This is a genomic window from Leptothoe sp. LEGE 181152, assembly GCF_032906605.1.
Lineage (GTDB): Bacteria > Cyanobacteriota > Cyanobacteriia > Phormidesmidales > Phormidesmidaceae > Leptothoe > Leptothoe turfae.
Map to the genome: position 1 here is coordinate 147914 of NZ_JASATU010000032.1, position 24433 is coordinate 172346.

General features: G+C 47.7%; 27 protein-coding genes and 1 pseudogene. 6 read left to right on the forward strand and 22 right to left on the reverse strand.

The features are described 5' to 3' along the window. Positions 1–18: 18 nt before the first annotated feature. From QGP82_RS17850 to QGP82_RS17865, 4 genes are all read right to left on the reverse strand, one after another. On the reverse strand, positions 19–489 hold the full coding sequence (locus tag QGP82_RS17850) for a bilin-binding protein (protein ID WP_006516398.1): 471 nt from the start codon (positions 487–489) through the stop codon (positions 19–21). A gap of 118 nt (positions 490–607) precedes the next feature. Then, positions 608–952 (reverse strand): rhodanese-like domain-containing protein, encoded by a 345-nt coding sequence (locus tag QGP82_RS17855; RefSeq protein ID WP_163662752.1) that lies wholly within the window; start codon positions 950–952, stop codon positions 608–610. Between the two features lie 198 nt (positions 953–1150). Continuing rightward, positions 1151–3451, reverse strand: coding sequence for a hypothetical protein (locus QGP82_RS17860; RefSeq protein WP_499060539.1), 2301 nt, complete (start codon positions 3449–3451; stop codon positions 1151–1153). A 164-nt stretch (positions 3452–3615) separates the two neighbouring features. Beyond that, positions 3616–4647, reverse strand: coding sequence for a plasmid pRiA4b ORF-3 family protein (locus QGP82_RS17865; RefSeq protein WP_499060540.1), 1032 nt, complete (start codon positions 4645–4647; stop codon positions 3616–3618). A 128-nt stretch (positions 4648–4775) separates the two neighbouring features. Between QGP82_RS17865 and QGP82_RS17870 the strand changes: the two genes are divergently transcribed. Both QGP82_RS17870 and QGP82_RS17875 read left to right on the forward strand, forming a co-directional pair. Next, positions 4776–6200, forward strand: coding sequence for a hypothetical protein (locus tag QGP82_RS17870; RefSeq protein WP_499060541.1), 1425 nt, complete (start codon positions 4776–4778; stop codon positions 6198–6200). Between the two features lie 58 nt (positions 6201–6258). After that, positions 6259–6867, forward strand: a complete 609-nt coding sequence (locus tag QGP82_RS17875) for a Uma2 family endonuclease (protein ID WP_499060542.1) — start codon at positions 6259–6261, stop codon at positions 6865–6867. A 92-nt stretch (positions 6868–6959) separates the two neighbouring features. Here QGP82_RS17875 and QGP82_RS17880 read toward each other — a convergent pair whose 3' ends face one another. From QGP82_RS17880 to QGP82_RS17895, 4 genes are all read right to left on the reverse strand, one after another. Then, the gene (locus tag QGP82_RS17880; RefSeq protein ID WP_499060543.1) at positions 6960–7793 is read right to left on the reverse strand and encodes a hypothetical protein; all 834 of its coding nucleotides are present in this window, start codon (positions 7791–7793) and stop codon (positions 6960–6962) included. 93 nt (positions 7794–7886) lie between these two features. Continuing rightward, on the reverse strand, positions 7887–8384 hold the full coding sequence (locus QGP82_RS17885; protein ID WP_499060544.1) for a hypothetical protein: 498 nt from the start codon (positions 8382–8384) through the stop codon (positions 7887–7889). Positions 8385–8483: 99 nt separating this feature from the next. Beyond that, positions 8484–8738, reverse strand: coding sequence for a DUF4926 domain-containing protein (locus tag QGP82_RS17890; protein WP_006516406.1), 255 nt, complete (start codon positions 8736–8738; stop codon positions 8484–8486). A 153-nt stretch (positions 8739–8891) separates the two neighbouring features. Next, positions 8892–9059, reverse strand: a complete 168-nt coding sequence (locus QGP82_RS17895; RefSeq protein ID WP_163662764.1) for a hypothetical protein — start codon at positions 9057–9059, stop codon at positions 8892–8894. 234 nt (positions 9060–9293) lie between these two features. On the opposite strand from QGP82_RS17895, the gene QGP82_RS17900 reads away from it, so the two are divergent. Further along, a complete protein-coding gene (locus QGP82_RS17900; RefSeq protein WP_163662767.1) occupies positions 9294–9518 on the forward strand; it encodes a helix-turn-helix domain-containing protein in 225 nt (74 codons plus the stop codon). A 353-nt stretch (positions 9519–9871) separates the two neighbouring features. Here QGP82_RS17900 and QGP82_RS17905 read toward each other — a convergent pair whose 3' ends face one another. From QGP82_RS17905 to QGP82_RS17945, 9 genes and pseudogenes are all read right to left on the reverse strand, one after another. After that, complete coding sequence (locus QGP82_RS17905) at positions 9872–10666, reverse strand: restriction endonuclease subunit S (protein ID WP_499060545.1); 795 nt, start codon at positions 10664–10666, stop codon at positions 9872–9874. Between the two features lie 107 nt (positions 10667–10773). After that, entirely contained in the window at positions 10774–11610 is an 837-nt protein-coding gene (locus QGP82_RS17910; protein WP_499060546.1) for a restriction endonuclease subunit S, read from the reverse strand. A gap of 209 nt (positions 11611–11819) precedes the next feature. Continuing rightward, on the reverse strand, positions 11820–12425 hold the full coding sequence (locus QGP82_RS17915; protein WP_499060548.1) for a hypothetical protein: 606 nt from the start codon (positions 12423–12425) through the stop codon (positions 11820–11822). A gap of 3 nt (positions 12426–12428) precedes the next feature. Then, positions 12429–12992, reverse strand: a pseudogene (locus QGP82_RS17920) (N-6 DNA methylase); the annotation flags it as partial. Further along, positions 12976–13476 (reverse strand): type I restriction endonuclease, encoded by a 501-nt coding sequence (locus tag QGP82_RS17925; RefSeq protein ID WP_499060549.1) that lies wholly within the window; start codon positions 13474–13476, stop codon positions 12976–12978. The gene QGP82_RS17925 and the pseudogene QGP82_RS17920, both read right to left, overlap by 17 nt. Before the next feature lie 37 nt (positions 13477–13513). Then, complete coding sequence (locus tag QGP82_RS17930) at positions 13514–13858, reverse strand: DUF4145 domain-containing protein (RefSeq protein WP_499060550.1); 345 nt, start codon at positions 13856–13858, stop codon at positions 13514–13516. 193 nt (positions 13859–14051) lie between these two features. Beyond that, the gene (locus QGP82_RS17935; RefSeq protein ID WP_499060551.1) at positions 14052–15146 is read right to left on the reverse strand and encodes a hypothetical protein; all 1095 of its coding nucleotides are present in this window, start codon (positions 15144–15146) and stop codon (positions 14052–14054) included. A gap of 1 nt (position 15147) precedes the next feature. After that, complete coding sequence (locus tag QGP82_RS17940) at positions 15148–16149, reverse strand: hypothetical protein (protein ID WP_499060552.1); 1002 nt, start codon at positions 16147–16149, stop codon at positions 15148–15150. 175 nt (positions 16150–16324) lie between these two features. Continuing rightward, a complete protein-coding gene (locus tag QGP82_RS17945) occupies positions 16325–16807 on the reverse strand; it encodes a VanZ family protein (RefSeq protein WP_499060553.1) in 483 nt (160 codons plus the stop codon). Between the two features lie 14 nt (positions 16808–16821). On the opposite strand from QGP82_RS17945, the gene QGP82_RS17950 reads away from it, so the two are divergent. Further along, positions 16822–17814 carry a M28 family peptidase gene (locus QGP82_RS17950; RefSeq protein WP_499060554.1) on the forward strand — a complete coding sequence of 331 codons (993 nt, stop codon included), beginning with the start codon at positions 16822–16824 and terminating at the stop codon, positions 17812–17814. A 58-nt stretch (positions 17815–17872) separates the two neighbouring features. Here the strand turns inward: QGP82_RS17950 and QGP82_RS17955 are convergent, their stop codons facing one another. Both QGP82_RS17955 and QGP82_RS17960 read right to left on the reverse strand, forming a co-directional pair. Beyond that, positions 17873–19180, reverse strand: coding sequence for a lysylphosphatidylglycerol synthase transmembrane domain-containing protein (locus tag QGP82_RS17955; protein WP_499060555.1), 1308 nt, complete (start codon positions 19178–19180; stop codon positions 17873–17875). 166 nt (positions 19181–19346) lie between these two features. Next, positions 19347–20054 carry a C40 family peptidase gene (locus tag QGP82_RS17960; RefSeq protein WP_499060556.1) on the reverse strand — a complete coding sequence of 236 codons (708 nt, stop codon included), beginning with the start codon at positions 20052–20054 and terminating at the stop codon, positions 19347–19349. Between the two features lie 206 nt (positions 20055–20260). Here QGP82_RS17960 and QGP82_RS17965 point away from each other — a divergent pair, with 206 nt between their 5' ends. Continuing rightward, a complete protein-coding gene (locus tag QGP82_RS17965; RefSeq protein ID WP_499060557.1) occupies positions 20261–21421 on the forward strand; it encodes a pyridoxal-phosphate-dependent aminotransferase family protein in 1161 nt (386 codons plus the stop codon). A gap of 168 nt (positions 21422–21589) precedes the next feature. On the opposite strand, the gene QGP82_RS17970 is transcribed toward QGP82_RS17965, so the two are convergent. The 3 genes from QGP82_RS17970 to QGP82_RS17980 form a co-directional block, all read right to left on the reverse strand. Further along, positions 21590–21901 (reverse strand): antibiotic biosynthesis monooxygenase family protein, encoded by a 312-nt coding sequence (locus tag QGP82_RS17970; protein WP_163662797.1) that lies wholly within the window; start codon positions 21899–21901, stop codon positions 21590–21592. 79 nt (positions 21902–21980) lie between these two features. Further along, positions 21981–22466, reverse strand: coding sequence for a hypothetical protein (locus tag QGP82_RS17975; protein ID WP_163662800.1), 486 nt, complete (start codon positions 22464–22466; stop codon positions 21981–21983). Positions 22467–22650: 184 nt separating this feature from the next. Further along, on the reverse strand, positions 22651–22797 hold the full coding sequence (locus QGP82_RS17980) for a hypothetical protein (RefSeq protein WP_163662803.1): 147 nt from the start codon (positions 22795–22797) through the stop codon (positions 22651–22653). Between the two features lie 265 nt (positions 22798–23062). Between QGP82_RS17980 and QGP82_RS17985 the strand changes: the two genes are divergently transcribed. Further along, positions 23063–24379, forward strand: coding sequence for a P-loop NTPase family protein (locus QGP82_RS17985; RefSeq protein ID WP_163662805.1), 1317 nt, complete (start codon positions 23063–23065; stop codon positions 24377–24379). Positions 24380–24433 lie beyond the last annotated feature (54 nt).

Genomic DNA, 24433 nt, shown 5'->3' on the forward strand with positions numbered 1-24433 from the left:
CGTACCTTCAGGGTAACGCTATTGCCCTAGCAAAAGTCTAGCCTGGGCCAAAATTGGACAAAATAGCTCTGCTTCTTGCGGCGTTAGATGCTGACGCACTACATCCTGCATAATTTTGTAGGTAATGTCGCAGCTTTGCTGGGCCTTAAAGGAACGTATGATGGACTGAAACCACAGCAAAAGACGCTCCTCTAATCCTTCTTCGTCAGCTACTAGTAGCGCATGGGCACAGTAGCGAAACCCGATCACAGCATCCCGTTGCCACTTAGCGCTGAGATCAACTTTGCCCCGCCGGAGCAGTTGAGGGTCAGTAGCCTTTAGTTTTTGTTTGACCTGTTGAATGATAGCGGTCTCGGCTTTCTGAATTTTTTGATAGGCACTAAACCGTAGACGAGCCGTTTGCAGGTAATTTTGCAAAAACATTAGCTCTGTGTCGGTGGCATAACGTCCATCAACTTCACGGACAAGGGTTTGAAGCTGGCTAAGCATGGAATTTTTGAGTGGTGAGCAGTGAGTGGAGCTAGTGCCCTAGCAGTAGCTGGCCAAACATAGACTCTCAACTCAATCTTAGATTTACCAAATTACCAGAGGCAGCCCCTCTAAGTCATCAATAACGGGGAACGGTATTATCTACTAGGCGAGAGTAGGCATCGATACCACCAGATAGGTTTTTGGTGCGCTCAAACCCTTGACGCTGTAACCACTGACACATTTGGGCTGAACGAATGCCATGGTGGCACATGACAATGGTTTCAAGACTGGGATCTAAATGGGTAAAGATTTGATCAGCCCAGTCAGCGTATTGGCTCAGAGGCAAATAGATAAAGTTGGAGAGGTGTGCGATCGCAACTTCCTCTGGTTCTCGAACATCTACCAGCTGTAACCCATCCTCTGCCAGCCGCTGGGCAAAGTCCGGAGCTGATATTTCCTCAACACCTACAATTCCGTACATAGCTCCTTCCTAATCGACTGATCGCCTATCTCTGATTAGGGTAACGCTTTAATTCTCTGAATTAAGCTAAATAACAATAGTTGAGTTCAATGGAAATGATTGACTCAGCACCCAAGCTCGCCATCTTTGAAGACATCCTCTACACCTCATAAAACAAAATATTGCATCTTTTCATAGACGTGACACTATGCCATGGCACTAAGGCAATGGCCATATGGATGGAAACAAACAAGGAGGCAAGAATGCTCGGGGAGCCAGTATAGTAGCTGACTCCTGTTCCTGAATGCTCTCCATAAAACAACCATATTGGTATTTCACACTGAGGCTTTGAGAAAAAATAGTGTGGGAGTTTTTAATACCATCTCCCTCATATTGCACCACAATCCCAGTGTAAGGAACGCCTGTTTCACTGATCAAATTGTCAGAAACCGGATAGGACAAGATTCCATCGAATCCCTCTAATGCTAAAGATGCTTGCATTCCAGGCCAAAGTGTAGGTCCCGCCTGTTGAACACCACTCGCCAGCGCCATTGCATTGAAGACGTCTTCAGGGAAATCACTATCGAACTGCCCAACAGGTTGATAGATCGATCTCACCGGATGATCAGGCAATGGTCGTCTAGCAATCCGAGGCATATATACCATGGGCTCTACCGGCTCCCAAGAACTTTGTAGTAAACGCAACGCCGGGTACAAATGGTTTAGCGGTTCCGAGCGTTCGAGCACCTGCCCTAATAGTCTGCCAATCTCTCGAAAGTCATCTACTGTGCAATCACCTGGTAATTCTTCTTCAGGCAAACCTTTCGACAAGAGCTCTTGGCAATAATCAGGCAAAGATCTTGCTAAAGCCTCCTGACGTTGATCAGAATTCGTCAAGATGGAAAACAATAAAGCCCAAAAGCCTCCTGAGCCAGTGGGAACAACAGCTTTGATTTTTGGCTCAACCGCTGCCATCATCACGGCATATTGGGCCCCTTGCGATTGCCCCAAAGCAATGACTGAATCCGTTTGTAAACGAAAATGAGTCTCTCCCACAGGTAACGAGGGACCTTCACAACCTGCTAGTGCTTCGGCTGGAATCTGTAAACGCCCCAAAGCTGACAGCAAAAGACGTTGCTCAATCACTCCCTGGCGAAAGGTATCACGATAGGCAGAGAGATTAACCGGATTCAAATATATACGACCATCCAACAACTCAGAAAAAACAACCGCTGAAACATTATCAAGACGTTCTGGATTCAGCGGTAACGTACTGCCCACTGAGGCAAACCCATGACGACCCACTACATCGGCAGGTCCTCGATCGGGCAATCGATTCAGTTCCGGTGCTGGTCTTTGATTCAGCAATCGATGGACGTCAGGCCTGGGGACGGGTCCTCGATCGACCACTTGGGTACTCAGCCCAGCAGTACCGTGGTAGTAAGCGACCAATGGATAGCCCTCTGGCGGCATCAGCGTTTTTGGCAACGTAATTACCAAAGGAACAGTTTGATAACGTTGGCGTTTTAGGTCGCCACTGGCATCAAACACAAATAGACCTTCTTGCTCTTCAGGAAAGAAGTAGGGTGGAAAGCCTTTTTGGAATTGGGGTAATTTTATCCTGGCAGTAAATTTGCAGTAGTCAAGATCCGAGATAACGTGATTGGGATCATACGCGAATGAGCGCACATCAGGACGGTACTGCTCTAAGACTTGATTAGAAAGGTTGGCCATGTCAGCCACCACATCACCCGTGGTAAACACCGTGGCAACCACTACGCTCTCTCGATCAACACCTAGTTGGTCAAGCGTTTCCCACAGAGGCTTATAGAGAACGTAGGCCAGGAACTTTCGTCTCATTTGCCCTTGAGGAATATTACCTGTTCTCAGTTGGGCAAAGATGTCGGTGGTTTTTAGCGCTTGGCCGTTAATATCTTTTAGGGAATCTTGCACCACATAGGCATACCGGCGATTGGGTTTAAGCACAATGCCCGGATAGGGAGAGACTGCTAGTAAATGTTCGGGCACGTAATAGGGGTCAGGTTCTGGAGTAGTGGCAACAATGGGAAACAGACGACCCCGTTCTGGCGAGTTGCGATCGATATCGATCAAGAGAATAGGAGAATCGCTGACAGCTGGGATCAGGTCATCAATATTGAGGGGTGCGAGGGGTTGATTAAAACGAAAATAGCCTGCAGCAGTGGTAGGAAATCCAGGGCGATCGCTAGCGATGCTTTTTAGGCGCTTAAATAGACCAACACCATGTTTTGAGAAAACAGGAAATCCTGACAGATCAGGTTGACCATTTTCATCGAGACGAAAGTCTGAGGGGTAGGGCAGATTATAAAATTCCGCTTGCTCTTGCAGATCAGCATTGAGGTCAAAGGTGGCAGTTGTAGCACCTGACGTTTCTGCTAAGACACTGGCTTGGGGCAGTTTTGAGGTAATGCAGAAAAGGCTAAAAGCAAGGGTGGGAATTAGCCCTATTTTACGCCAATATTGGAGGTATTTAGGAAACACTGATGATTTTATCCCGATTTGTATGGCACCTTCCTCAGTAGTATACGTGGTAGTACCCTTGGGCCAATAGGATAGAGAAATCAAGCAATAATCTGATACAAAACAACGATTAGGAGATATTAATCCAACCCGATTAATTCTCTTTGAGGCTTCATACCTTGATCTCAATCAAATTCTGCATATTGGGGTGGGCTAGCACCAACTCTTGCGGTCACTTTGGGATATTTCCCTTTAGGTGCTTTCCCTTTAATATCCATCACCGCAATCTGATGCCACCAGTCATCCCCAAAATCAAACCAGTAGCCAAAGAAGTCTCCTTGAGATAACCCTAACGAGGCTAGTTTAGCTTTAGCAACATCGTTGACAGAACTGGGGTCACCAGGCATTGGCACCCCATACCTGGTTGCATTAGGATCATTGGGTCCCCGTCCCCCTACCTGAAATTCATAGAGATGTTCTTCTTCTCGATCAAAGGCACTAAATAAAATCCGATGCAGGTCCTGGAGGGTTTGTCTGCCATTAATTTCAATGGTGCGCGAGATCTCAGGATTTGCTTCTATAAACTCGTCTGTTACTGGCCCAGCAATGATAACGACATATAAAACAAACAATGTTTCATCAGATTGCTTCGTTGCCTCTGTTTTACTGTGAATTGGCATTGAGGCATCTACCTGAGCCTCCTCTTCACTGTCAGGAAGATAGGGAATCAAGCCTTTAGCAAATGCTTCTTCTTGAATATGTCTGGGCATTGAGCGGGCATCTACCATAAATCCATTCACCGAAATCATCCAGGCCATGAGGTTGTCGTCTAACTTGCTAGATAGACACCAATCAGGATCCATTTGATGGGTGTTGAGGATATCGCGCACCAGTTTTGACTTGGCTTGTCCAGTACTGCTGCTTACTCCAAAGGCTTGATATAACTCCTTGGCACTGATATGTGGGTCTTGGGACGGATCAAACAAAAAGTTGACCATACCGATGGCGTGGGTAATGCCACAGGCCCAGGTTTTATCGCGCCCCTTGGCTAACGGCGATGGTCGTTTACGACATAGGGCTGCAACGGCATAGCGAATGAACTGAGCATATTCATCATTCAGATATTGTTTGGCAAACTCGTCGGTAATGGTCACAATGCTGTCGAACTTGGCCTGCATGGCCTTGGGTACGTTTTCCGACTTTTTGACCTTCGCCATCTGAAGTGCACCTGTACTTGACCTAACGTGATCATTATTGCTCTGTATTAAAACATTAAGGTGTAGCTACAGGAACATATAAGGATCGCGATAGCATGTGGCCAAGGCTCACCTGCTATCAGCTTGCTATGTCTCTATTTATAGAAGATTTCGATCAATGGTACGAACACTTTAGTGAGGCGTCTCCCCAGGAGCAGCACCAGCTTTTGCTAGAGGCTATTTCTAAACCCATTCCGCTAGCGTTTGCAGAAAAGGAAGATATTGCTTCCTTGCTGATAGATGTGCAATGTGACTTGGAGGGAAACAACTTAATTGAGGAGGCATTAGCCTTTACAGAAATCTTTCAGCAGCAACAGCCTGAGCTATACCAGAAAGAATTCTATTATTTTGACAATTTCCCCATTCGAGTAGCGCTCTTTAAACGAGAGTTAGAGGTAATCGCCTCAGAACTGGCTCGCTATCGGCAAAACCCAGTCAAAAGCATCGATTTTCTTTTGCCTATGATGGATGATCTGCGCTTTTATGATGCCCGAGATCAGGCAGTTGAGGTAAGTCATGCTGTGTATGAGCCTGTCGCCACCTCCAGAGATTTGATAGGAGGCTCATCAGATACGTTTGGTACAGTTGTCATTGCTGATTTGTTGGAGCAAGCCTATCGGCAAGTTCAGCAAGGCCAGTCAGTTGATTGGGAGGCTTGGGGAAAGGATGCTAAACTCTTTGACTTTGAAAAGACACCAGCAATACAACAGGAAATTTTCCAAAACCTATCTGGCCAGGTGCTGGATGGGCCTGAAATCATAGCGTTATTTCAAAAGAAGCTTAGCGCAGTCTTTCCTCAATTATCGCTGCGATTCAATATCCACATGGCGAACCAGTATCAGCTGAGTTTTGTCTGTAGCCAGGCGATTTGGTCAGCAGTCATGAGTTCTTTAGAAGAACGGGATCTGTCTAAAAAACAACTCTCCCATCCAGACCGTTTCTTTAGTATTAATGCAAAGAATCTGGATCGCTATGTCAGTCAGCTGATTGGTGGCTTTTTGTCGTCTCGCCAATCGAAGGGGTTCGCAACATTGTGGGGAATTCCCCATGTATATGACTTTTTGCGCACGGCAGGGGTGATTACAGACTCTGTGTATGAGTCGGCCATTCAGGTGGCAACTAATCACAAAGGAACGTTGCTAAAGCATTGGCCGGGGCCTCTCTGGCAGTATAGCTTTATCCATCGTTGGGGTAAGCCAGCCTGTCAAACGGAGGCAGACTTTGAGGCGGAGGCTAAACGGTTTACTGACACGTTTAATGAATCTGAACCGTTGAGCACTGAGCCTTCTGAAAAAAGCGACTGGGGGGCTATGTTCTCAGATGTGGCTGGGAAAATGACACCGAATCAAGCTGAGCAGAAACCGTCTTCCGTTGGTAAAGCGCCTGCTGAGCCTCCAGCACCTGTAAAGCCCCTTAAGCCTGTAAAGCCTCGTAAGTCACCATTGCAAGAGGTCAAGGCATTGGGTAAGAAAGGTAAAGGGGCGAAAAAGAAAAAGAAGGGTAAAGGATTTTAGTGAATAGCTAAAATTATCGGTTTAACTTACATTTGAGCTAGCACACGGGGGCAAAACGATGACGATTGCCACATCTAAACCGAAGACCTACACGGCTGAAGAGTACCTGGCTCTGGAATTGGAGTCCGAGCTGCGCCATGAATACCGGACTGGAGAAATTGTAGAAATGACAGGGGGTACACCTGCGCATAATAAACTATCGAGTGCGTTGAATGCGCTACTGTGGTTTGGCTTACGGAAGAAACCTTATACGGTGTTTGTGACGGATCAGCGATTATGGATTCCAGTGATTGATCTATACACGTATCCAGATGTGATGGTGGTTGCGGATCCACTTGGGCTGAAACCAGGACGTAAGGATACGGTTATTAATCCGATCTTGATTGCTGAAACTCTCTCACGATCCACTCAAAACTATGATCGCGGCGATAAGTTTGTTCACTATCGCACTATTGACTCATTTCAAGAATATGTGTTGATTGACCAGTATCGTCCTTTTGTGGAACATCACGTAAAACAATCTGAGCATCAGTGGTTATTGACGGAGCACCAGGGGTTAGATACCTCTTTTTCATTGGTATCGGTGCCCGTTGAGATTGCCCTGGCTGATTTATATGAAGGGATTGAGTTTGAGACTTCTGAGGAGAGTAATAGTGAGGTAGGTTAACTCATTCCCAAGGTTCTGCCTGGAGCGGGTAGTGGTGGTGGCTTTGCCACTTATGATCGCACCTCCAATGATCAGTGGGCAGTATAAATCGATTATACATTTCTCAGCAGGGCCTTCTCCACTTGTTGTAGCAGCGTATCGAGTCGGGCTCCCTTTTTGAACAGTTTATCGATATCAGGTGAATCAGCGGTGGCCAGTTGGGCCAGTTCAATACTGGTACGCACCAGGCTAAAAATAGGGCTGTAGGTAGCGGGCTGTCCGCCACCACCCCGTAGCTTTTTAGCTTTTTCAGCCAGTTCATCCAGGAGGGGACCCCAGTCTTGATCAGCGGATTGTTTACGAACCTTTTTACCCTTCTTCTGGGTCGGTATGGCGTCTGGTTCAAGGGTGTCAATAATGGCGTTGTTATCTTTGGCAATCAGGTAAGTTTGTTTGAGGGATGATTTGATGCCGCTACCAAAGAAGATGTTGTACCAGCGAAAAAAACCGTCATAGATAATCTTGCCTTTAAAGGGCAACAGAATGGTTTTTACTCGCACTGGTAAATCCCGCTTGTCCATAAAGGCATCCAAACCTTCCATGAGACCTAGCACGGCGTAGACGTTTTCTTTATCGTCTATAAAAATGCTGTATTTTTTGAGCAGCCGTTCAATAAAAAAGTCGCCATGAATAAAGTTTTTCCATGGGTCGATGAGGCTGAGTTTATCCGCCTCCAGATTGTTTGGATTGTCTTGGATGAATTGATCAATTAGCTCAGGATGGTCAAAGAGATAATCTCTGACAATCATTTTGTCATCCATGGAGCTGTCTGTGTAGGCTTTAAAGGTCTTAATGTCGGGTAATAGTTTTGCTTGCTGGCTAACGTACCACTGCAAGGGCAGCATCAAATCAAAGAAGAGCTGTACGTCAGCAGGATCGAGTTTCATGGAAATGCTTGGGGCCAGAGTAGTGCGGTGAATACTGAGCAAATTACGGGTGCTTCAGCCGTGATGTCAAGTCATGGGATTAATCGTGATGGGCTACTCTGCTTCATCGAGTTTAAGGTCTACTTCTATTTGTTTGAGTTGATAGAGGGCATCTAGACAGATGGCTAGGGCACCAGTTTCAGCATACCGCCACATTTTGCGAGCAAAGCCAACGCCAAAGGGTTTACTGGGAAAAGCTTCGTCAGCGGATTTGAAGATGGCGAAGTAGGGAAAGTCGTCGTGGTCTAAGGCCCAGATGACGAGTTCCAGAGCGGCACGGAGATCGGTGGTGTAGAGACGTGGGGTGAGGTCAAAGCGCTCGGCAATTAACTGGTTGAGGGCGATCAGGCTGGTGAGTTGGATGCGCTCGAAGCCATATTGGTCGATTTCGCCTTGCATAATGTGTTCCTCATGTAACTTGCTCCCAGGCTCTGCCTGGAGCGTAGGTGGTGGCTCTGCCACTAGCAAAAAGTTTACTAACGTGGCAGGTATTTCACTAGCGATCGCACCATCTCCCCCACCTGAATCTGAATCGGACGATCCGTGGGTCAAAATGGGGTCTATTCAAAAATATTTGCAAAGCGGCGTTGTATGGCCGTGGTAAGACCAGGGACAGGTGGTTGGGATAGCTCTAGCTCTGGATTGAGCAAATCAAACCTGAACCAGGTTACGCACCGAAAGGATTTCATTAGGGTGTAATGGTTCCACGGCGGACTTGGGTACAGTCACGACATCAATCGATTCGCCTAGGGCATTAAAGACTTCGAGAATATAGCCTTCTTCGATACCCTCGGGATCGGGAACCGTGTCGATAAAAGTGGCCACATCGCCCTGTTTGAGGTTGTACTCAGGAAAGTCGCGGTTCAGGGAGATGCGGTCATAGAGTTTGACGGTGGACTCATTCATCTTGGCTTCGGGGATAATCAGTTCGCCTTCCAGCTTCATGGCCCTTGCTTTAGAATTTCGGTCTCCTAGTTGCAGGACTTTACTATTGTATTGACCCGTTGGGTATAGGCTCTGCCTGGAGCGTAGGGTGTTGGCTCTGCCCACAGCAGCAGTTTACGAACGGGGCAGATATTTTACTAGCGATCGCAACGCCTCCCCGGCCTGAATCTGAATCGGACGATCCGTGGGTAAAAATGGGGTCCACTCAAACGGTTCGGCAAAGCGGTGGTGGTGCAGGCTATGGATGATGGTGTTGACGGCAGCTTCGGAACCGATAATCAAGATTTTTACCGGCTCCCGGTCAGCTTTATGCGGTGCCTAAACCTGGAGCGCAGATTCAGGCGTGACACCAGGCTGAGGGAGTGTCACAAAGGCTTGGGTTTCCATAGAAAAGGATTCAGCGATAAAGGCAATGCCTATCCTTAAAATAGGCACAGTCCAATTGGACTAAATCAGGATATCACAGTCCAATTGGACTGTATACGAAATGTCGCAGCCTTTGTAAGGATCAAAGGCATGGGCAGAGCGGGTAAGGTACTTAAAGTGGTAATGGAGAGCCACGGCATTAGCCAGGGGCGATTGGCTGCCGTTATGGGGATCGGTGCATCTAATGTTTATCGTTGGGCCAATGAGGTGCGGGATCCTAGTTCTGAAACGGTCATTAGTTTGATTAAGGCTTTAAAGCAAATTCAACCCCAGGCGGCAGAAGAGTTCAAAACACTGTATTTGGAAGATCTTTAAAGACATCTCCGCCCCTGCTTCCCCAGGGTTGTTTCATTTTCTGAACAGAAAATCTGAAGGCATTGAAAGCCTATTCGAGCAAAGGCATACTCTACTTGAATATGGACCAAACAACAATGCGATAACCTGATTAATCGACCCCGCCGTAACCCCTACTTTAATGCAATTGGGGACAACCCAGTAGGCGGGGTCCTAGGGCGGCCTCCCGGCCCTAGCCATGGGGGTTTGGGGAACTCGGAGGGACCCCAAGCAGCCGGTTTTGGCTCCCTCCGATCATGTTTCTATTGGTATGAACGAAGTGGTAAGTCTTACAAATTTTCTCTGGTGAACGTGAAACATTCCGGCTTGCTCTCCTACTCCCCTAATCCCTTCACTCTTTTCCCTCTCCCTTTCCCCTTCTTCTTCCCCACTTTCTCTCGCTCCACCCGAATACGCTCTAGCAGCACGCTGGCGGGTTCGTCGTTGGGGTCTTGGGGAACGAGTTGGCCTCGGAAGGCTTTGGCGAGGATGGATTGGTCGAGGTAACTGAGAGATTTTTGAGATTCTTGTAATTCTTCTGCAATAATGTCTCCTCCATTTGATTGACATAAAAGCTTCTCAACAATCACAGGCTGTTCTTCCAAAGGAGGAATAGGAACGAACATAGCCTTTAATTCTTTGACTCCCTTAACATTTGGGATCGCAGAACCTGTTGCATTATTAAATATCTGCTTTTGAAAAATTGGAGATCTAAACAGCCACGTAAAAAACTGATCATCAATGACATCATTATGCAGACGAACACGTAATAATGCTTGATTAATAACACCTTCCTCAAAATCCTGGGGAACCTGAGTTATTCTGCCAAGTGAAACTCCCGAACAACTTATTAAGAAATCACCTGCTTTGACAGCGAATTCCTTTAGCTCTTCAAACTTTTGCGGAGTGATGTAATAACGGACATATGAGCAATCGTCATTAATTGGGCAATATTGTTCGTACACTTTGTATCCTGAAGAAACAAAGATAGATTTCTTTAACGCGCTACCAAATGGTCCACGTTTAAATGCTCGGTCGTCATACGCGAGAATTGACTCCCATGTTGTCCAACACCATTTATCAGGTAGTTGAGGAAGTCGAGTAAGGATACTTTTATCAATCACGCCCACATCCTTATACTTCTCCTTCCACTTATCATTCTTCGGAAGCTTACCCTCGCCTTCATCTTCTCCAGTTCAGCTGCTTCCCATCGTATCCGTCGCTCCGCGCGTATCCGCTACAACAACTTTCCCGCAGGTTCCACATCGGGATTCTGTGCCCGCCAATCTGCCGTCAGGTCACCCCGAAATGCGGCGGCGAGGACGGACTGCCGAAACTGGTCCAGCAATGGGGGGATGGCGTCGAGGGCTGCGCGGGCTTTGCGACTGCGGGTGGTTAGGGCTTCGATTTTGGTGACGATGCGGTGTTGCTCGTTGAGGGGGGGAATGGGAATGGGCAGATTCGAAAGTTTTGTCAGGTTAATCGAAGCTAAATTGGTAGTCTGCTTTCCAACCCCAAGAAAGTATTTTTGACCAAAACTATTTGAGTATAGAGAGATTAACTTAGGTGATAATTCTTGTAGATATAATCTTGCACGAAAAACATGGTTCTGATGAATGCATTCCTTAATTTCTCCTGCCCAAATCCATCCTCGTCCTAATTTATCTCTATCACCACCTTCAGTAAAAAGGATATCTCCTGAAATTAGTTTTAGCTGATTCAGTTCATCCTCAGTTGCCTGAATATAACGGATCTCTTCTAAATCCAAAAAACCTCTTTGGACATTAGCGACACGTAGATATGGAACCGTCAAAAGTTTATCAGTTTCTTTCCGTTTCTTTCCTTTTGTTAAACCGCCTTTAATAGCAGCGATTTCAGATAATGTGCTCCATTGCCAAGATGGCGGAATATGCTCTAATTCAGGGCTACTCAAAAAATCCTCCATTCTCTCAAGCAACAATGGTTGAAAACTGCCTAATCGCGATAAGAGTTGCTCAGGGCTTTCCTCCCTGAAACCCTCCTGTTCGTGGGGGCCTAACTCCCCCACACCCCCCGACAGTAAGTTGTCCTTCATCGCAACAATTCAGGTGAGGTGAGAGTTACGGTTAGGTCAGGGTAAAGGTTACGAGTCGATGTCGATGTCGATACCAAGTTCAAATTTATTAACCCCATTCAAAATAGATCATTTCGTAGGGGCTGTGCCTTGTGCCAGCCCCGCAACACCTAACGCCATTACCAACCGCCCCATGCAGGGTAAACACGGTCCACCAACATAGTCCCCCATCACCCCACCAAAATCCCCACCAATACCCGCACCAAATCCTCCACATCATCCGGCACCTGATATCCCCCAATATCCTGAGTGATTAATTTCTTCTGTTGATCCAACACCCCAAAAATCCATAGATTCCCCATCGTTACCGCCCCATAAATCGTTGACGGCGCATCATCCACCATCGCCAAAGCAATCATCTCCACCGCCAGTTGCGTAAACCCTCGGGTAAGATCATCCCGCTTTGCCTCAACCACAATCACCTGATGTCGCGCACGAATTAGATAATCTAAATTACCCTGTAACCAATTACTAACCTTTAATGAATACTCGAATCGCAAAACCTGGTGACAAAGTGTGGCAACGCGCGTCAAAACAGGGGCGACCAATACCTTACGCTTGGCACTTTCACTGGTGAGTTGTACATAGGGCAGCGTTTCCTCAATTTGGGTCTTAAGCTGATCGAGACCAGATAATGTCTTATCGGTTTTGGGTAGACTCAACCGTTTTTGAGTATAGCTATAGCCAAATTCTGCCAACACCTCATCCGTATCGTAAGGCAGCTCAAAATACGAACGAAACGTGTAGCTGGCATCTTTATCCAATAGTTTAGGCATCGTTTACTCCTCCAGCAACGCGCTCAATGCTTCCATTTCCGTCATCGCTACCCGTAACTTCTCCATTATCGCTGACGCAATCTCATCCGGCTCTGGCAAATCCTCCGCCGGTTGCAAACTCTCATCCCGCAGCCAGGAAATATCTAAATTCTCCCCCCGCTCCCGAATAAACTCTCGGCTAAAGCACCGAAACCGCCCCTCTTCTCCTTGATCGCTCCGGGAACTCCCCCCATTCGCATCCTCCCCGTAACAGGTTTCAAACTCCTCAAAATGCTTCCGTGTCAATGGGTTCCGCTTACCAAAGCTAGGCATATTCGTCCGCAGGTCATACACCCACACGGTTTCCGTATTGTCCTTCTCCGTCTTCCCCCGATGAAAGAACAACACATTTGTTTTTACCCCCGGCGAGTAAAAAATCCCCGTCGGCAATCGCAAAATCGTATGGAGATTACACTTATTCATCAGGTCAGCCCGAATCTTTTGCCCCTGCCCCGCTTCAAACAGCACATTATCCGGCAGTACCACCGCTGCCCGCCCTCCAGGCTTCAAACTACGATAAATATGCTGGTAGGTCAAAGCCGTAGTTAAATTGCTCCTGAGCCAGTTGCGTCTGGGCCTGCTCGATATCCTGGGCTAGGGTATCGAGCAAACCAGCTGGGCTATACCAACTGCGTAAGGGACGGCGCAGGTTTTCTGGACGCCGAACATCACAAAACCAGATGCCGCTCTTAGTTTCAAGCTGGGGTAAAAACTCTCGACCATTGGTGGCAAACACAAACGGCAGTTTGTAGTCTCTCCAGGGACCACCGGGTGGGGCTGTCTGGAATCCCCGGCTATAGCGCTTGGCCTGGTCTACTGCCCCAGATACATCTTTACTTTTACGTTTGGCTTCGACGGCTGCGATCGCAGCCAACCCCACAAATAAAATATAATCAGCCCGTCCATCGGCGGTGGGCCATTCAGCAATGGCTAGATTTTTCCCTTTCTGGGGACGAGTGCCATTGCCATAGGTCAATGTTTCCGTATCAACCTCCCAACCCGCCTCGCGCAATTGCGCATCAATTAAGCGATGAAACCAGATACCTAAGCTACCGAGCGTATTTCAGATGGCTCAGTGCGGCCCCATGTTCGCCATAGCTACCGTGGGTAGCCCGATTACCCACCTTCCGAATTTCATGAAAAAGTTGGGTGGTTTGTCCCGTAATTGCTCCACGATTCTCTAACCGCCGCAGGAGTTCAAATTGGCTTTCATCGGGGTCTTCATAGAGACCAACCGTAGCAGCTACCAACTGAGCCAGTTGCTCCCCAAACTGACGCAGCTTAATCAGACAGGTGTTCGGATCGTTTGCAAAATAATTTTCAGCTAGCGTACCCAGCCTGACAAGCGCTAAGCTATGAACCTTGAGAAATGCAAAATTCCTAGAAACCTGCATAGGAATGGCCCTGACTGCGGGGATGATGGGGAATTAGCTCAGGTTTAAGGTTCCCTTGTACGAACAAAAACTTATCAATATCAATAGGTGTATCTATCCATTTTTACAGGCGAGCTACTCCACGTCAGAATGATGCAACCAGGGAAATACAAGGATGCTGCCGCATTCGCAAAATGTGCCGCTACCGACTAGACTATTTTCCCTTCATTTGGGTTTTGGCCTGTTCCATTGCCAGGGACTTAAACGCCTCAAAGGATTGAATAGTTGATGCGCCTTCAATGGCTTTCACTGCCAAATCCTGAACTTGTTTTAGGGCTGCCGCCAGCTGTTTCGATAAGGTCTGAATCCGTTCCTCACTGGTCGTGATCGTTTGTTCCAGGGCCTGAATCCTCAGTTCATACACACGCTTAAAGCCATCCAATTCCTTATTTCGCAGATCTGCTGCTATTTTTGTCTGGGCACTGGCTGTTTGTTCTCCTTCTGCCTTGGCCTGCTTGATGGCCGTTGCTTTCTCTTTCTCAAAGGCTTCGACTTGAGCCTTTAGCTTGGCAAATTGTTGTTCTTGGAGAGCAATGGCTTTTTCCCGTTCTGCCCACTGTTCCTCCAGGGTTTGCTTAGCCTCTGCAAGATCCCTGTAGCGTTCCTCTTGAGCCTGATCGTATTCCGTCTGCGCTAAACTGCGCTGGAGATTGAGAGTATAGTCATACTCTTCAGCTTCTCGCTGACTGGTTTTTTGCTGTTCTTCATCCCGCTCTTTCACAGAACGCTTATGCTCCTCCTGCTCCTTTGCCCAGGACTGTTTCAGATTCTGTAGTTCATTTTCGAGGGTGTCACTCCTTTGATTAAAGTCGGATTCAAAGGCTTTACTGTTGTCTTCACAGGTTTGGATTAGGGTATCCAGGGTATCGGCTTGGATATCATCTAAATTGTGCAAAGCCTCCAGTTGCGACAGTTCCTCGGCAACGGCTAACCGGAGAGCCTGTAGTTGAGCCGCTTTTGAAGTCAGCTTTTCGGACAGCTCACTGACGGCACTACCAAATCCCCCTTGTAACCCAGCCAGGGTGCTAATGGTGGCTGTCATTTTGTCCTGTGGCTGATCGACGGGCTGCTGGCTCATTTTTTTCACAGGTTCAGAGGGTTTTGTCTCTACAACGGTTGTGGGACGTGCCTTTGGCTCTTGCTGTAGTTTGTCGAGCTGCTTTTCTAGCTTATTTCGTTCTTTGAGCAATTCATTATAAGCGTCTAGAATCTGCGCTTTTGTATTTCTATTCGTTGGTATATCGGTCATGCTAACCTCCTCTTTCCTGAGAATCAGCCGTGGAAGATGATTTTTCAAACGCTTTTATAGTCAGCGTGTGGGACTGTTGCATGGTCTCTTGCAATTGAGTATTGATGCTTTCAATTTGCTGAGTTTGTTCTTGAATTTTCTGCTCCAGTGATTGAATCGTAAACTCGTAGCCCTGTTTGGTGGCTTCCCACTCCTTCTCCAGCAGTTCGGCTTGCACGTCTGCATTTTGCTGTACGGCAGTCGCCGCATTTTCTCTCGTTACTTCGACTAGCTCACTAAGTTCAGCTGAGAAGACATCTACACGCTGTTGATAGTCATCTAAAAGGGGCTGATTCTCCTCTAGTATTCTCTCTCGCTCAGTCCATTGCCGATCGTTGACTTGCCCAGTGTCCTGCAATTCTTTTTCTTGATTGCGGCGTGTCTCGTCAAACTCATTGGCATCAACGGTTTGCTTGCGTTCTAGTTCATATTGATAGTCTGCTTCTTGTCGCTCTCGTTCTTTGGTTAACCGCTCTGTCTGCTCGCGCACGGTCTGCTCAAAATCGGCTTGATCTTTAGCCCAGTGCGATCGCACTTCAGTCATTTCTTTTTCCAGAGCCGCTTGCTGTTCAGTTTCGGTTTGCTCAAGGCTTCTGAGTTTGTCCTGATGCTCTTGGGTCAGCAGATGGAGGGTGTCAGCCACTACGCGAATTTGCTTCAGAGTTTGTAGATGACGCGTTTCGATCTCAATGGCCTGATCCAATTCCCCCAGCTTTAAGGATTCAGCGGTTAATTTTTCTGATAGCTCAGTTACAATGCTGCCAAACTCCAGTTGTAGATCGGCTAGGCCTTTAACAATACCGTCAACAGTATAGGCAGATGCCACAGCTAGCATCTGTGCATTTTTGGCAGCTGCAGCTTCCTGCTCTTTTGTGGCAATTCGGGACCCTAGCTTTTTGCGGTCTGCAAGAATTTTCTGGAAGGCCGCTAAAACCTGTTCATTACTATCCTGCGATGCAACCATCACGATGACTCCAGCTGACGCATCATTGGACTAATTCTTGCACCGATGGGTCCATGCAGCAATGCAGATCCTGATTAAACTTAACTCTCGCCGTCTATCAAAGTTATTTATAGCGTACATGTCGAAGGGCACACGGCGGTGCGCCCCTACGGTGGATATGCTTTTTAACAAATCTCTAACTGCGTTTTCCAGGGCCTTGGGCCAGAAAATAGCCCAACACGACACCGCCTAAACTGCACACCAAATCGAGGGAATCTAATGTTCGATAGGGGGATAGGCCTTGCACAATCTCTTCTGCCGTCATCGCCAAGCTAAACAGCACTGGGAAAATGGGTAAATATCGTATGCCTTTGAAGTGACGTCGATTTAGCACTCGATGGCCCAAATAGCTGGCTAGCGCATAAAGCACCACATGGCCAATCTTGTCGTAGTAGGGGATTCTCCCCAGTAACTTGAGCGGTAAATTATTGGTGTAAGCGGCCCACAGAATCAGTAAAAATAATCCACCATAGCCCACTGCTAGCCAAACAACATGGCGCTGGTTAGACTGACCAAGTTTCGATGACGTTTTCATAAAATAGAAATAAGCTGCTGATAGACGGTTTTCAGTACCGCTATCTACAGTGGGCAGCATCTCCATATCGGATACATCAACCACACTTGATATAGGTTATGGGCAATCAATTTAGGCATCGAGTAGGGCTGTGGCTAAGTGTACTAACCTTAGCCGTCGGCATGTTTATGTTTTATGAGGTCTCCTCCAAAGCCCAACCCCAAGGCCTCATGGTGGATAGCGGGCGGTTGCGATCGCACCTTCAAACCCTGGCCGCTGAACGCTACACCAACATTGCCCTGGCCCGCACCCGCACCTACTTGATCAAAGAACTCCAAAGCTACGGCTACGAACCCAGCACCCAAACCTTCGGCTCTGGCGATAGTGTAGGCACTAATCTCAGCGTTATTCGCCCAGGTACCCAAACACCGGAGCAAAAAATTCTAGTCGGCGCACACTATGACTCAGTGGCAGGGTCCCCCGGCGCAGACGACAATGGCAGCGCTGTCGTCACCGCGTTAGAAATTGCCCGACTGTTTGCCGACTACCCCACCCATAAAACCCTACAGGTCGTCTTTTTTGATCAGGAAGAGTTGCAGCCAGAAGGAGCTGGTCTGTTAGGGAGTAATGCATTTGTTAATGATGCCGCTAACCTTGATGGGTTAGCGGGTGCAGTTATTCTAGAAATGCTAGGGTACGCCTGTTATGAAACCGGCTGCCAAACCTACCCACCAGGGTTAGAACAACAAGATTTACCATCCACAGGAGACTTTATTGGCGTGATTGGTGATACCGATCATCCAGAACTGTTAGCGACCTTTGCCACTGAAACTGAGACTAAGCCCGCCACTGCATCGGACTCATCCCTCAAGGCAGTCACATTACCAGTCCCCATCGGAGTACTGCCCTTTATGCCAGATCTGTTCCGTAGCGACCATGCCCCCTTCTGGCTAAAAGGCATTGGAGCCGTCATGGTGAGTGACACCGCTAACTTTCGCAACCCCAACTACCATCAAGCCAGCGATACTGTCGATACCTTAGATTTGATGTTTTTAGAACAGACGGCCAACTACATTGTTGATCGAGTCACAGGCCTACTGCAAAACAACTGACAAGAGCCTAAACTTCCCATATCACTTCCTACTCAAAACTTAGAACTTAAAACTAATGCTAATAACTACTATTTCTAGGGGAAAAAGACTTTGAAGTAGGTTCTCCTTCCCCCTTAAAGGCCTGGGGAACAAAAGATGGCAGCATGGGACCTGACTTGTTTAAATCCACAGGGGCAGGGGCATCTTCCCCAGGGTCCTCGCTCAGTTCGTCACCGACAAAATCTCCCTCTAAGTCATCAGCGTCAGGATCTTCACCATACATGGTGATTTCTGGGAGGGATGTCTCTTCAGACGAAGACGGTTCCTGAGGAGGGACTACATAGGAAACCTCGGATATCTCCTGCGGATCTGTTTCGAGCAAAGCGGACATTGGCTCATCTGCTTCATAAGAAATGTCATCCTTGGCAGGTGGCAATAATAAAAGCCGCTTTCTCATATTGGCCATGGGTGCCATAACATCGGCAATCCGTTCTTCTAGCCAAATAAGGCCAGCTCCAAGGGCTTCGGCCATGGTGCTCACCAGTCGGTAGAGGGCGACACTGCTGATCAGCAGGCCGTTGGGTAGCTGATTACCCAGGAGTGCGATCGCAACTGCTTCAAACACACCCACCCCACCGGGAGCACCAGGCACTAACAGGCCCAATAACCAGGCCAAACTAAACGAGCCTAAAATCGTGAAAAACTGACTGGGTTGCAGCCCCTGCTGCAGCGCCACAATCGTCATAATAAAACCCAGGCCCCGGAGAAAGACAAACCCCAGTTCTCCCAAAAGCGAGCGCCATGGATAAGACTGCATCCGCAGCGTACTGGTAATCACCGTTAAGCCCTGGGACTGAGCTTTTGCTTTGCCCAACTTACGTAGTAGGGGGTTAAGAAAACGGGGATGAATCGCCACCAGCATGGCCACCAAAGCCCCCAGAGGAATCACCAATAGCCACTGGTTTCCGACGGTCAAGCTAAAGCTGATAGCCGCTAATCCTAGAGCTGCTGCCGCCATCAGCACAGGCTCCAGCACTACTCCCACAATGGCTGCACCTGTGGACGACCCTGATGACTTCAGCGCCAGCACACGACCATAAAAATGCCACACATTACCCGGTAAATATTTGGCAATGTTAGTTTTCAGGTAAATCGCTGTAGACCAGCGGCCATCTCGAGGCTGGCCAATGGTCTTTAAGATTAAATGCCAGACCCATCCCGACCAGATGTGAGCAATCAAGCTTATGCCCAAAGCTATGGTTAACAGGGACAATGTAGCGCTAGTAATTTCAAGGGTTCTAACTTCTTGCCAATGATCCTTAAGCGTTTTGGCCAAGAAAAATAGAATGCCGCCAAATAAGAACCAGCGAAAGATGCGTTTAACCATAGATATAGGAAACCAGCGCATAAAACGTCGGTGTGAAACAATTGGGCCGTGTTCACGAGTATTAAACCGTGTTCACCATTAAAACTCCAGGTTTTGAAATCCAGACTTTGAATTTGAGCCAGGTATTTGGATATAGGTTTAGCACACAGTATCAACACATTACCTATCAGTGTGTCTTCTGGGGTGCATAGCCCTTCATAATACGGCCACAACACCGATATTGGATGTGGTAAGCCTGGCTAACGGGATTGCTCAGATCAAAAATTGAGTCAATGCCAATGCCGTTGCGTCCTTGGTCTTTACCCGAACTGTGAATATAGCGCCCCTGGTCCAGATGCAGGGCTACATGGGTGGTCCGCTCTGAAGTACCGAAAAAGATCAGATCCCCTGGCAGCAACTCACCGATCTCAATCGTGTCCGTAAAGTCCTCCTGTTGATAGGAATCACGGGGCAGCGGCACGCCCACCGCAGCAAAGGCCGCCTGCACCAGACCAGAACAGTCATAGTTTGGGGCTACAGTGCCTCCCCACAAATATTCATTGGGCACAGCCATGGCCGCCTCGGCAAAGGCAATGGCTCCAGGAATTGCCTGTTCCACATCAGGTCGGGTAACCATCAGAGCATGGTAAGGCGCACTCGCTAAGTCAAGGGCATCTACATCGTCTAATCGCAGCCAGCCTGGATAATCGTCAGCACAGAGCATCACATGCAAGCTATTAGCTTCAATGGCCACAATTTTTAGCTGACGTCCCGCTGCAGCCTGGGTGACTAATTCGGCAGCTGTGGGGGTTTTGTAAAGGTTGAGGGTGCGATCGCAACGATATTCAGTCCCAGGGGCCAACCGCCAGCGGTTCTTTAATTCCTCCAATTGCATTTGCTCACTCCCTCCACCCTGATCCCAGAGCACCAACGTCTTCTGTCGCAAATACTGTAATGCAAAGCGTCACATATCATAGCTACCGCTTTTATTTAGTGTCTTGATTTAACGAATGAGCCATTACATCAGACAATGAAAAAAATATTTTGTCGCCTTAGCTACCGTTTGCTAGATATCACCATCGCTGTCCGCTAATAATCGTTATGAGTCTGACTGCATCCCGACCCAAGGTCAATGAAACTTTTCGCATCCCCCCCAAAGCTCTGGACATCCCTGAGCGACTACTCCTAGGTCCTGGCCCCTCCAACTCCAACCCCGATGTTGTAGCGGCCATGAACCGTCAGCCCATCGGCCATTTGGATCCGGTTTACCTCGACTTGATGGACGAAGTGCAGGCCATGATGCGCTACGTCTGGCAAACTGAAAACCCCATGACCCTGCCCATCAGTGGCACCGGCTCAGCAGCGATGGAAGCCACCCTGGCCAATACGATAGAACCTGGTGATGTGGTCTTAGTGGGCATCAACGGATACTTTGGTAATCGCCTATTTGATATGGCCGGTCGCTACCGTGCCGACGTCCGCAGCATAAGTAAGCCTTGGGGTGAAGTATTCAGCCTTAGCGAATTGCGTGCGGCCCTGGAAGAGCATCGTCCAGCTATCTTAGCCTTGGTCCACGCTGAAACCTCTACAGGTGCGCGTCAGCCCCTCGAAGGTGTGGGTGACTTGTGTCGTGAGTTTGACTGTCTGCTATTGGTTGATACCGTTACAAGCCTCGGCGGTGTCCCCATCTTCTTAGATGAATGGAAAGTGGATATGGCCTATAGCTGCAGCCAAAAAGGTCTGAGCTGTCCTCCCGGAAGCTCTCCATTTACCATGGGTGAACGGGCCTTGCAAAAGCTGGACAAGCGTCAGACTAAAGTGGCCAATTGGTATCTAGATATTTCCCTACTGCGCAACTACTGGGGCCAGGGGCGTACTTATCACCACACAGCTCCTGTCAACATGACCTACGCTATTCGTGAAGCTCTGCGTCTAGTTCTTGAAGAAGGTCTAGAAAACTCTTGGGACCGTCATCAACAGACTGCAGAAAAGCTCTGGGACGGTCTGGCAGAGTTAGGTCTGAGCTGCCACGTGCCCAAGGAGTATCGCTTACCCACTCTGACAACTGTGAAGGTACCTGAGGGTGTCGATGCAAAAGCAGTGACTAGCAAACTGCTCAAGGACCACAACATAGAGATCGGCAATGGTCTCGGTGAGTTGGGCGGCAAGGTTTGGCGTATTGGCCTCATGGGCTACAACAGCCAGCCCGAGAATGTAGATCGCTTATTGGCAGTCTGGGAAAAAGTCATGGCAGACATCTAACTACAAAATCCCTGGTTACCTGCCCCCGATATCGAAGGGCAACCACAAGGGATGGCCCCTACGAGATTATCCAATTTTAATCGGGGATAATAATTTCGGATTTGGTATAAGTCATCTGCGCGAAACAATCGGCTGAGCTTCTTGGTTAGGGGCTCAGCTTTTTAGTGTTTAGCTTTCCAACCTCTTGTTGCCTGCGAGCAATTGGTAATGCTCAACCACAGGAAATGGATCATAAAAGTGATGAAGCAAGGCTTTCCATTGCTGATATTCAGCTGACTGTCTAAAACCTTGAGTATGATCTTCCAAGGTTTGCCATGTCACCAGCAAGATATAGCGATTCTCCTGCTCCATGCACTTCTGTAGCTGATGGCTAACATAGCCATTCATAGAACTAATAATCGATTGAGCTTGCAAAAATGCTTGTTCAAACGCGACAGCCTCTCCTGACTTCACATTCAAAATAGCGACTTCTAGCACCATAATTCCACGCAGCCAGTCCAGGAAGGTCTCTTAGAAATCAAGACAAAACAAAGGCCTTGAACCTCTAATCAATCAGTCTCTAGAAAACAGCTCCTTCACTATTCACGAGTTCAACAGCGCTAATAGCCCCTGTTTTGACATCAACAGAAGCATAATAGCCCTCACCATCAAAAGAATTAAGATATAAAGCCTCGTTATTTTGAGAGAAAAGAGTATAGACACCGGGCTCTAGAGCAATGGAAAACTCGCCATTGCTGTCTGACTCAACAACCTGTAACAACTGAGCATGGTCCCTCGCATTTACCGTTGATATCCACTGAGGATCGAGAATTTCTGGCTGAATTTTGCCAGTAAATACCCAAATATTGGTAGCTAGAGCAGACTGACTATTTTGTGACTCTCCTGTAGCTCCAATCTGTGGCATAAAATCACCAGACAGCTGGATCACTTTGCCCTGAATGCCCTGTTCCATATTGTTACTTGCCTGAGTTTGCTCTGCTATCACCTGTGACGATACCGAATCCTCAACGACACAGCTGCCAATGAATGATAAACATGGAACCATAATGCTTATCATCAGCCTACGGGTAATAGCAGTCATACAAACCATCATGATATCTATAACAATCACTGGGGAGGCAATTACCTCCCCAGCATAGAACTACATAATATCTTCTATCTGGCAAGCTTATTCGAGGCCTGTGTTTTTCAGATTAAATCTTCCTGAGGAGCAGTAACGCCGAAAGATTTTAAGAATGGCGAATCAACGCCATGGCTGTAAATAGGCAAACCATAACAATACCTAAAGCCCAAATTAATTCATAGATTGCGTAGTTGATATTGTCGGGATAAGTGTCTGCCTGGGAACTACGCTTATGATCTGGCATTAAGGTCATCGTTTTTTAGCTTCCTTTAGACTGCTTGTCGATGATGCACACAGATATTTCAGCATCTAGTTTAGGCAGATCGTTAGAGGCTCTACGCCCCCCAAGGAAATCTTTACTTTCATTAGAATAATGTGACAAACCCTGTTGCATGTCTTAAAAATAGGTAGTCTTTATCAACCCCCCTTAGGTAGTTAGTGATCAACAGCACTCAAACCACGCAACTCATTGGTTATAAATTCGTCTAGGATGACGAATATTGTGATGTTCTGTATCAATGGTTCTAGATCTGCCTCGTTTTTATCGTGCTGCAAACCCCAGCCGTCCATTACGATTAGTACAGGCTGAGGATCGGCAATATTACATTGACTTTTCGTCAGTGCGAGGCGGAGATATTGTCAGAGAACTGGAGCGTACAATTACCTTACTTTCTCCTGATGAGGCTACCACACAACTCTTTACAGGCAATATTGGCTGTGGCAAGTCGACAGAACTACTACGCCTCAAGGCCCAGCTAGAGCAGCAGGGTCTGCATGTGGTTTATTTTGAGTCAGACCGGGACTTAGAAATGGCTGATGTGGATATCAGTGATATTCTGCTGATGATTGCCCATCAGGTGGTGGAGAGTTTAGAAAATGATGGCATTACGCTGAAACCATCGGCTTTAGTGAATCTATTTCGCAATCTAGCGGAAACTCTACAAACACCTATGGAAATTGCCGACGTCAGTTTCTCGGTTGGGATTGCAGCGATTACTGCCAGGGCAAAAGAGAGTCCAGAAATGCGTAGTCGTATGCGTCAGTATTTGGAACCACGGACGAAGAGCATTATTGATGCCATTAATGAAGAGCTACTGGAAGTTGCGATCGCCACACTCCGTTCCAAAGGCAAAAAGGGGCTGGTGGTCATTGTCGACAACCTCGACCGCATTGATCCCGTAGAACGGGCCAATGGTCGCACCCAGTCAGAATATCTATTTATTGATCGCGGTGAGCAGCTCAAGCGTCTGAACTGTCATCTGTTATATACCATTCCCCTTGCTCTTGTTTTCTCTGACGACCTACCGCGTTTATCCAATCGGTTTGGTGTTTCTCCTAAAGTATTACCCATGGTGCCCGTCACCCAGCGCGATGGCACCACCTCAGAGCCAGGGTTAGCACTGTTACAGCAAATGGTGCTGGCCCGAGCTTTTCCCAATAAAAACTACAACGAGCGCATCGACCATATCAATGACGTTTTTGAAAATATTGCTGTGCTCAACCGTCTTTGTCGCCTCAGTGGTGGGCATATGCGCAATCTCATGAGGCTGCTTTATGGTTGTCTACAAAAGGGTGATCCACCGATCCAATCAGCCGTTCTTGAGGCCGTCATTCGAGATGAAAGAGATTCTCTCATGGCGCTAATTGATGAAAACGAATGGCAGCTGATGTTTAAAGCAATTAGCACCCCCGACACCCAGGGCAATGAAGCCTATATTTTGCTGCTACGCAGTTTATTTCTCTATGAATATCGAGACAATGGCGGTCGCTGGTTTGATCTCAATCCAGTCTTGAAGGAGACGAATCGCTTTAAGAATTGGCTTGCTGATAATTAATTAGGACACCCATAGCAGGGCACCCACAAGGAAAGCCCCTACAATTAATTGCCC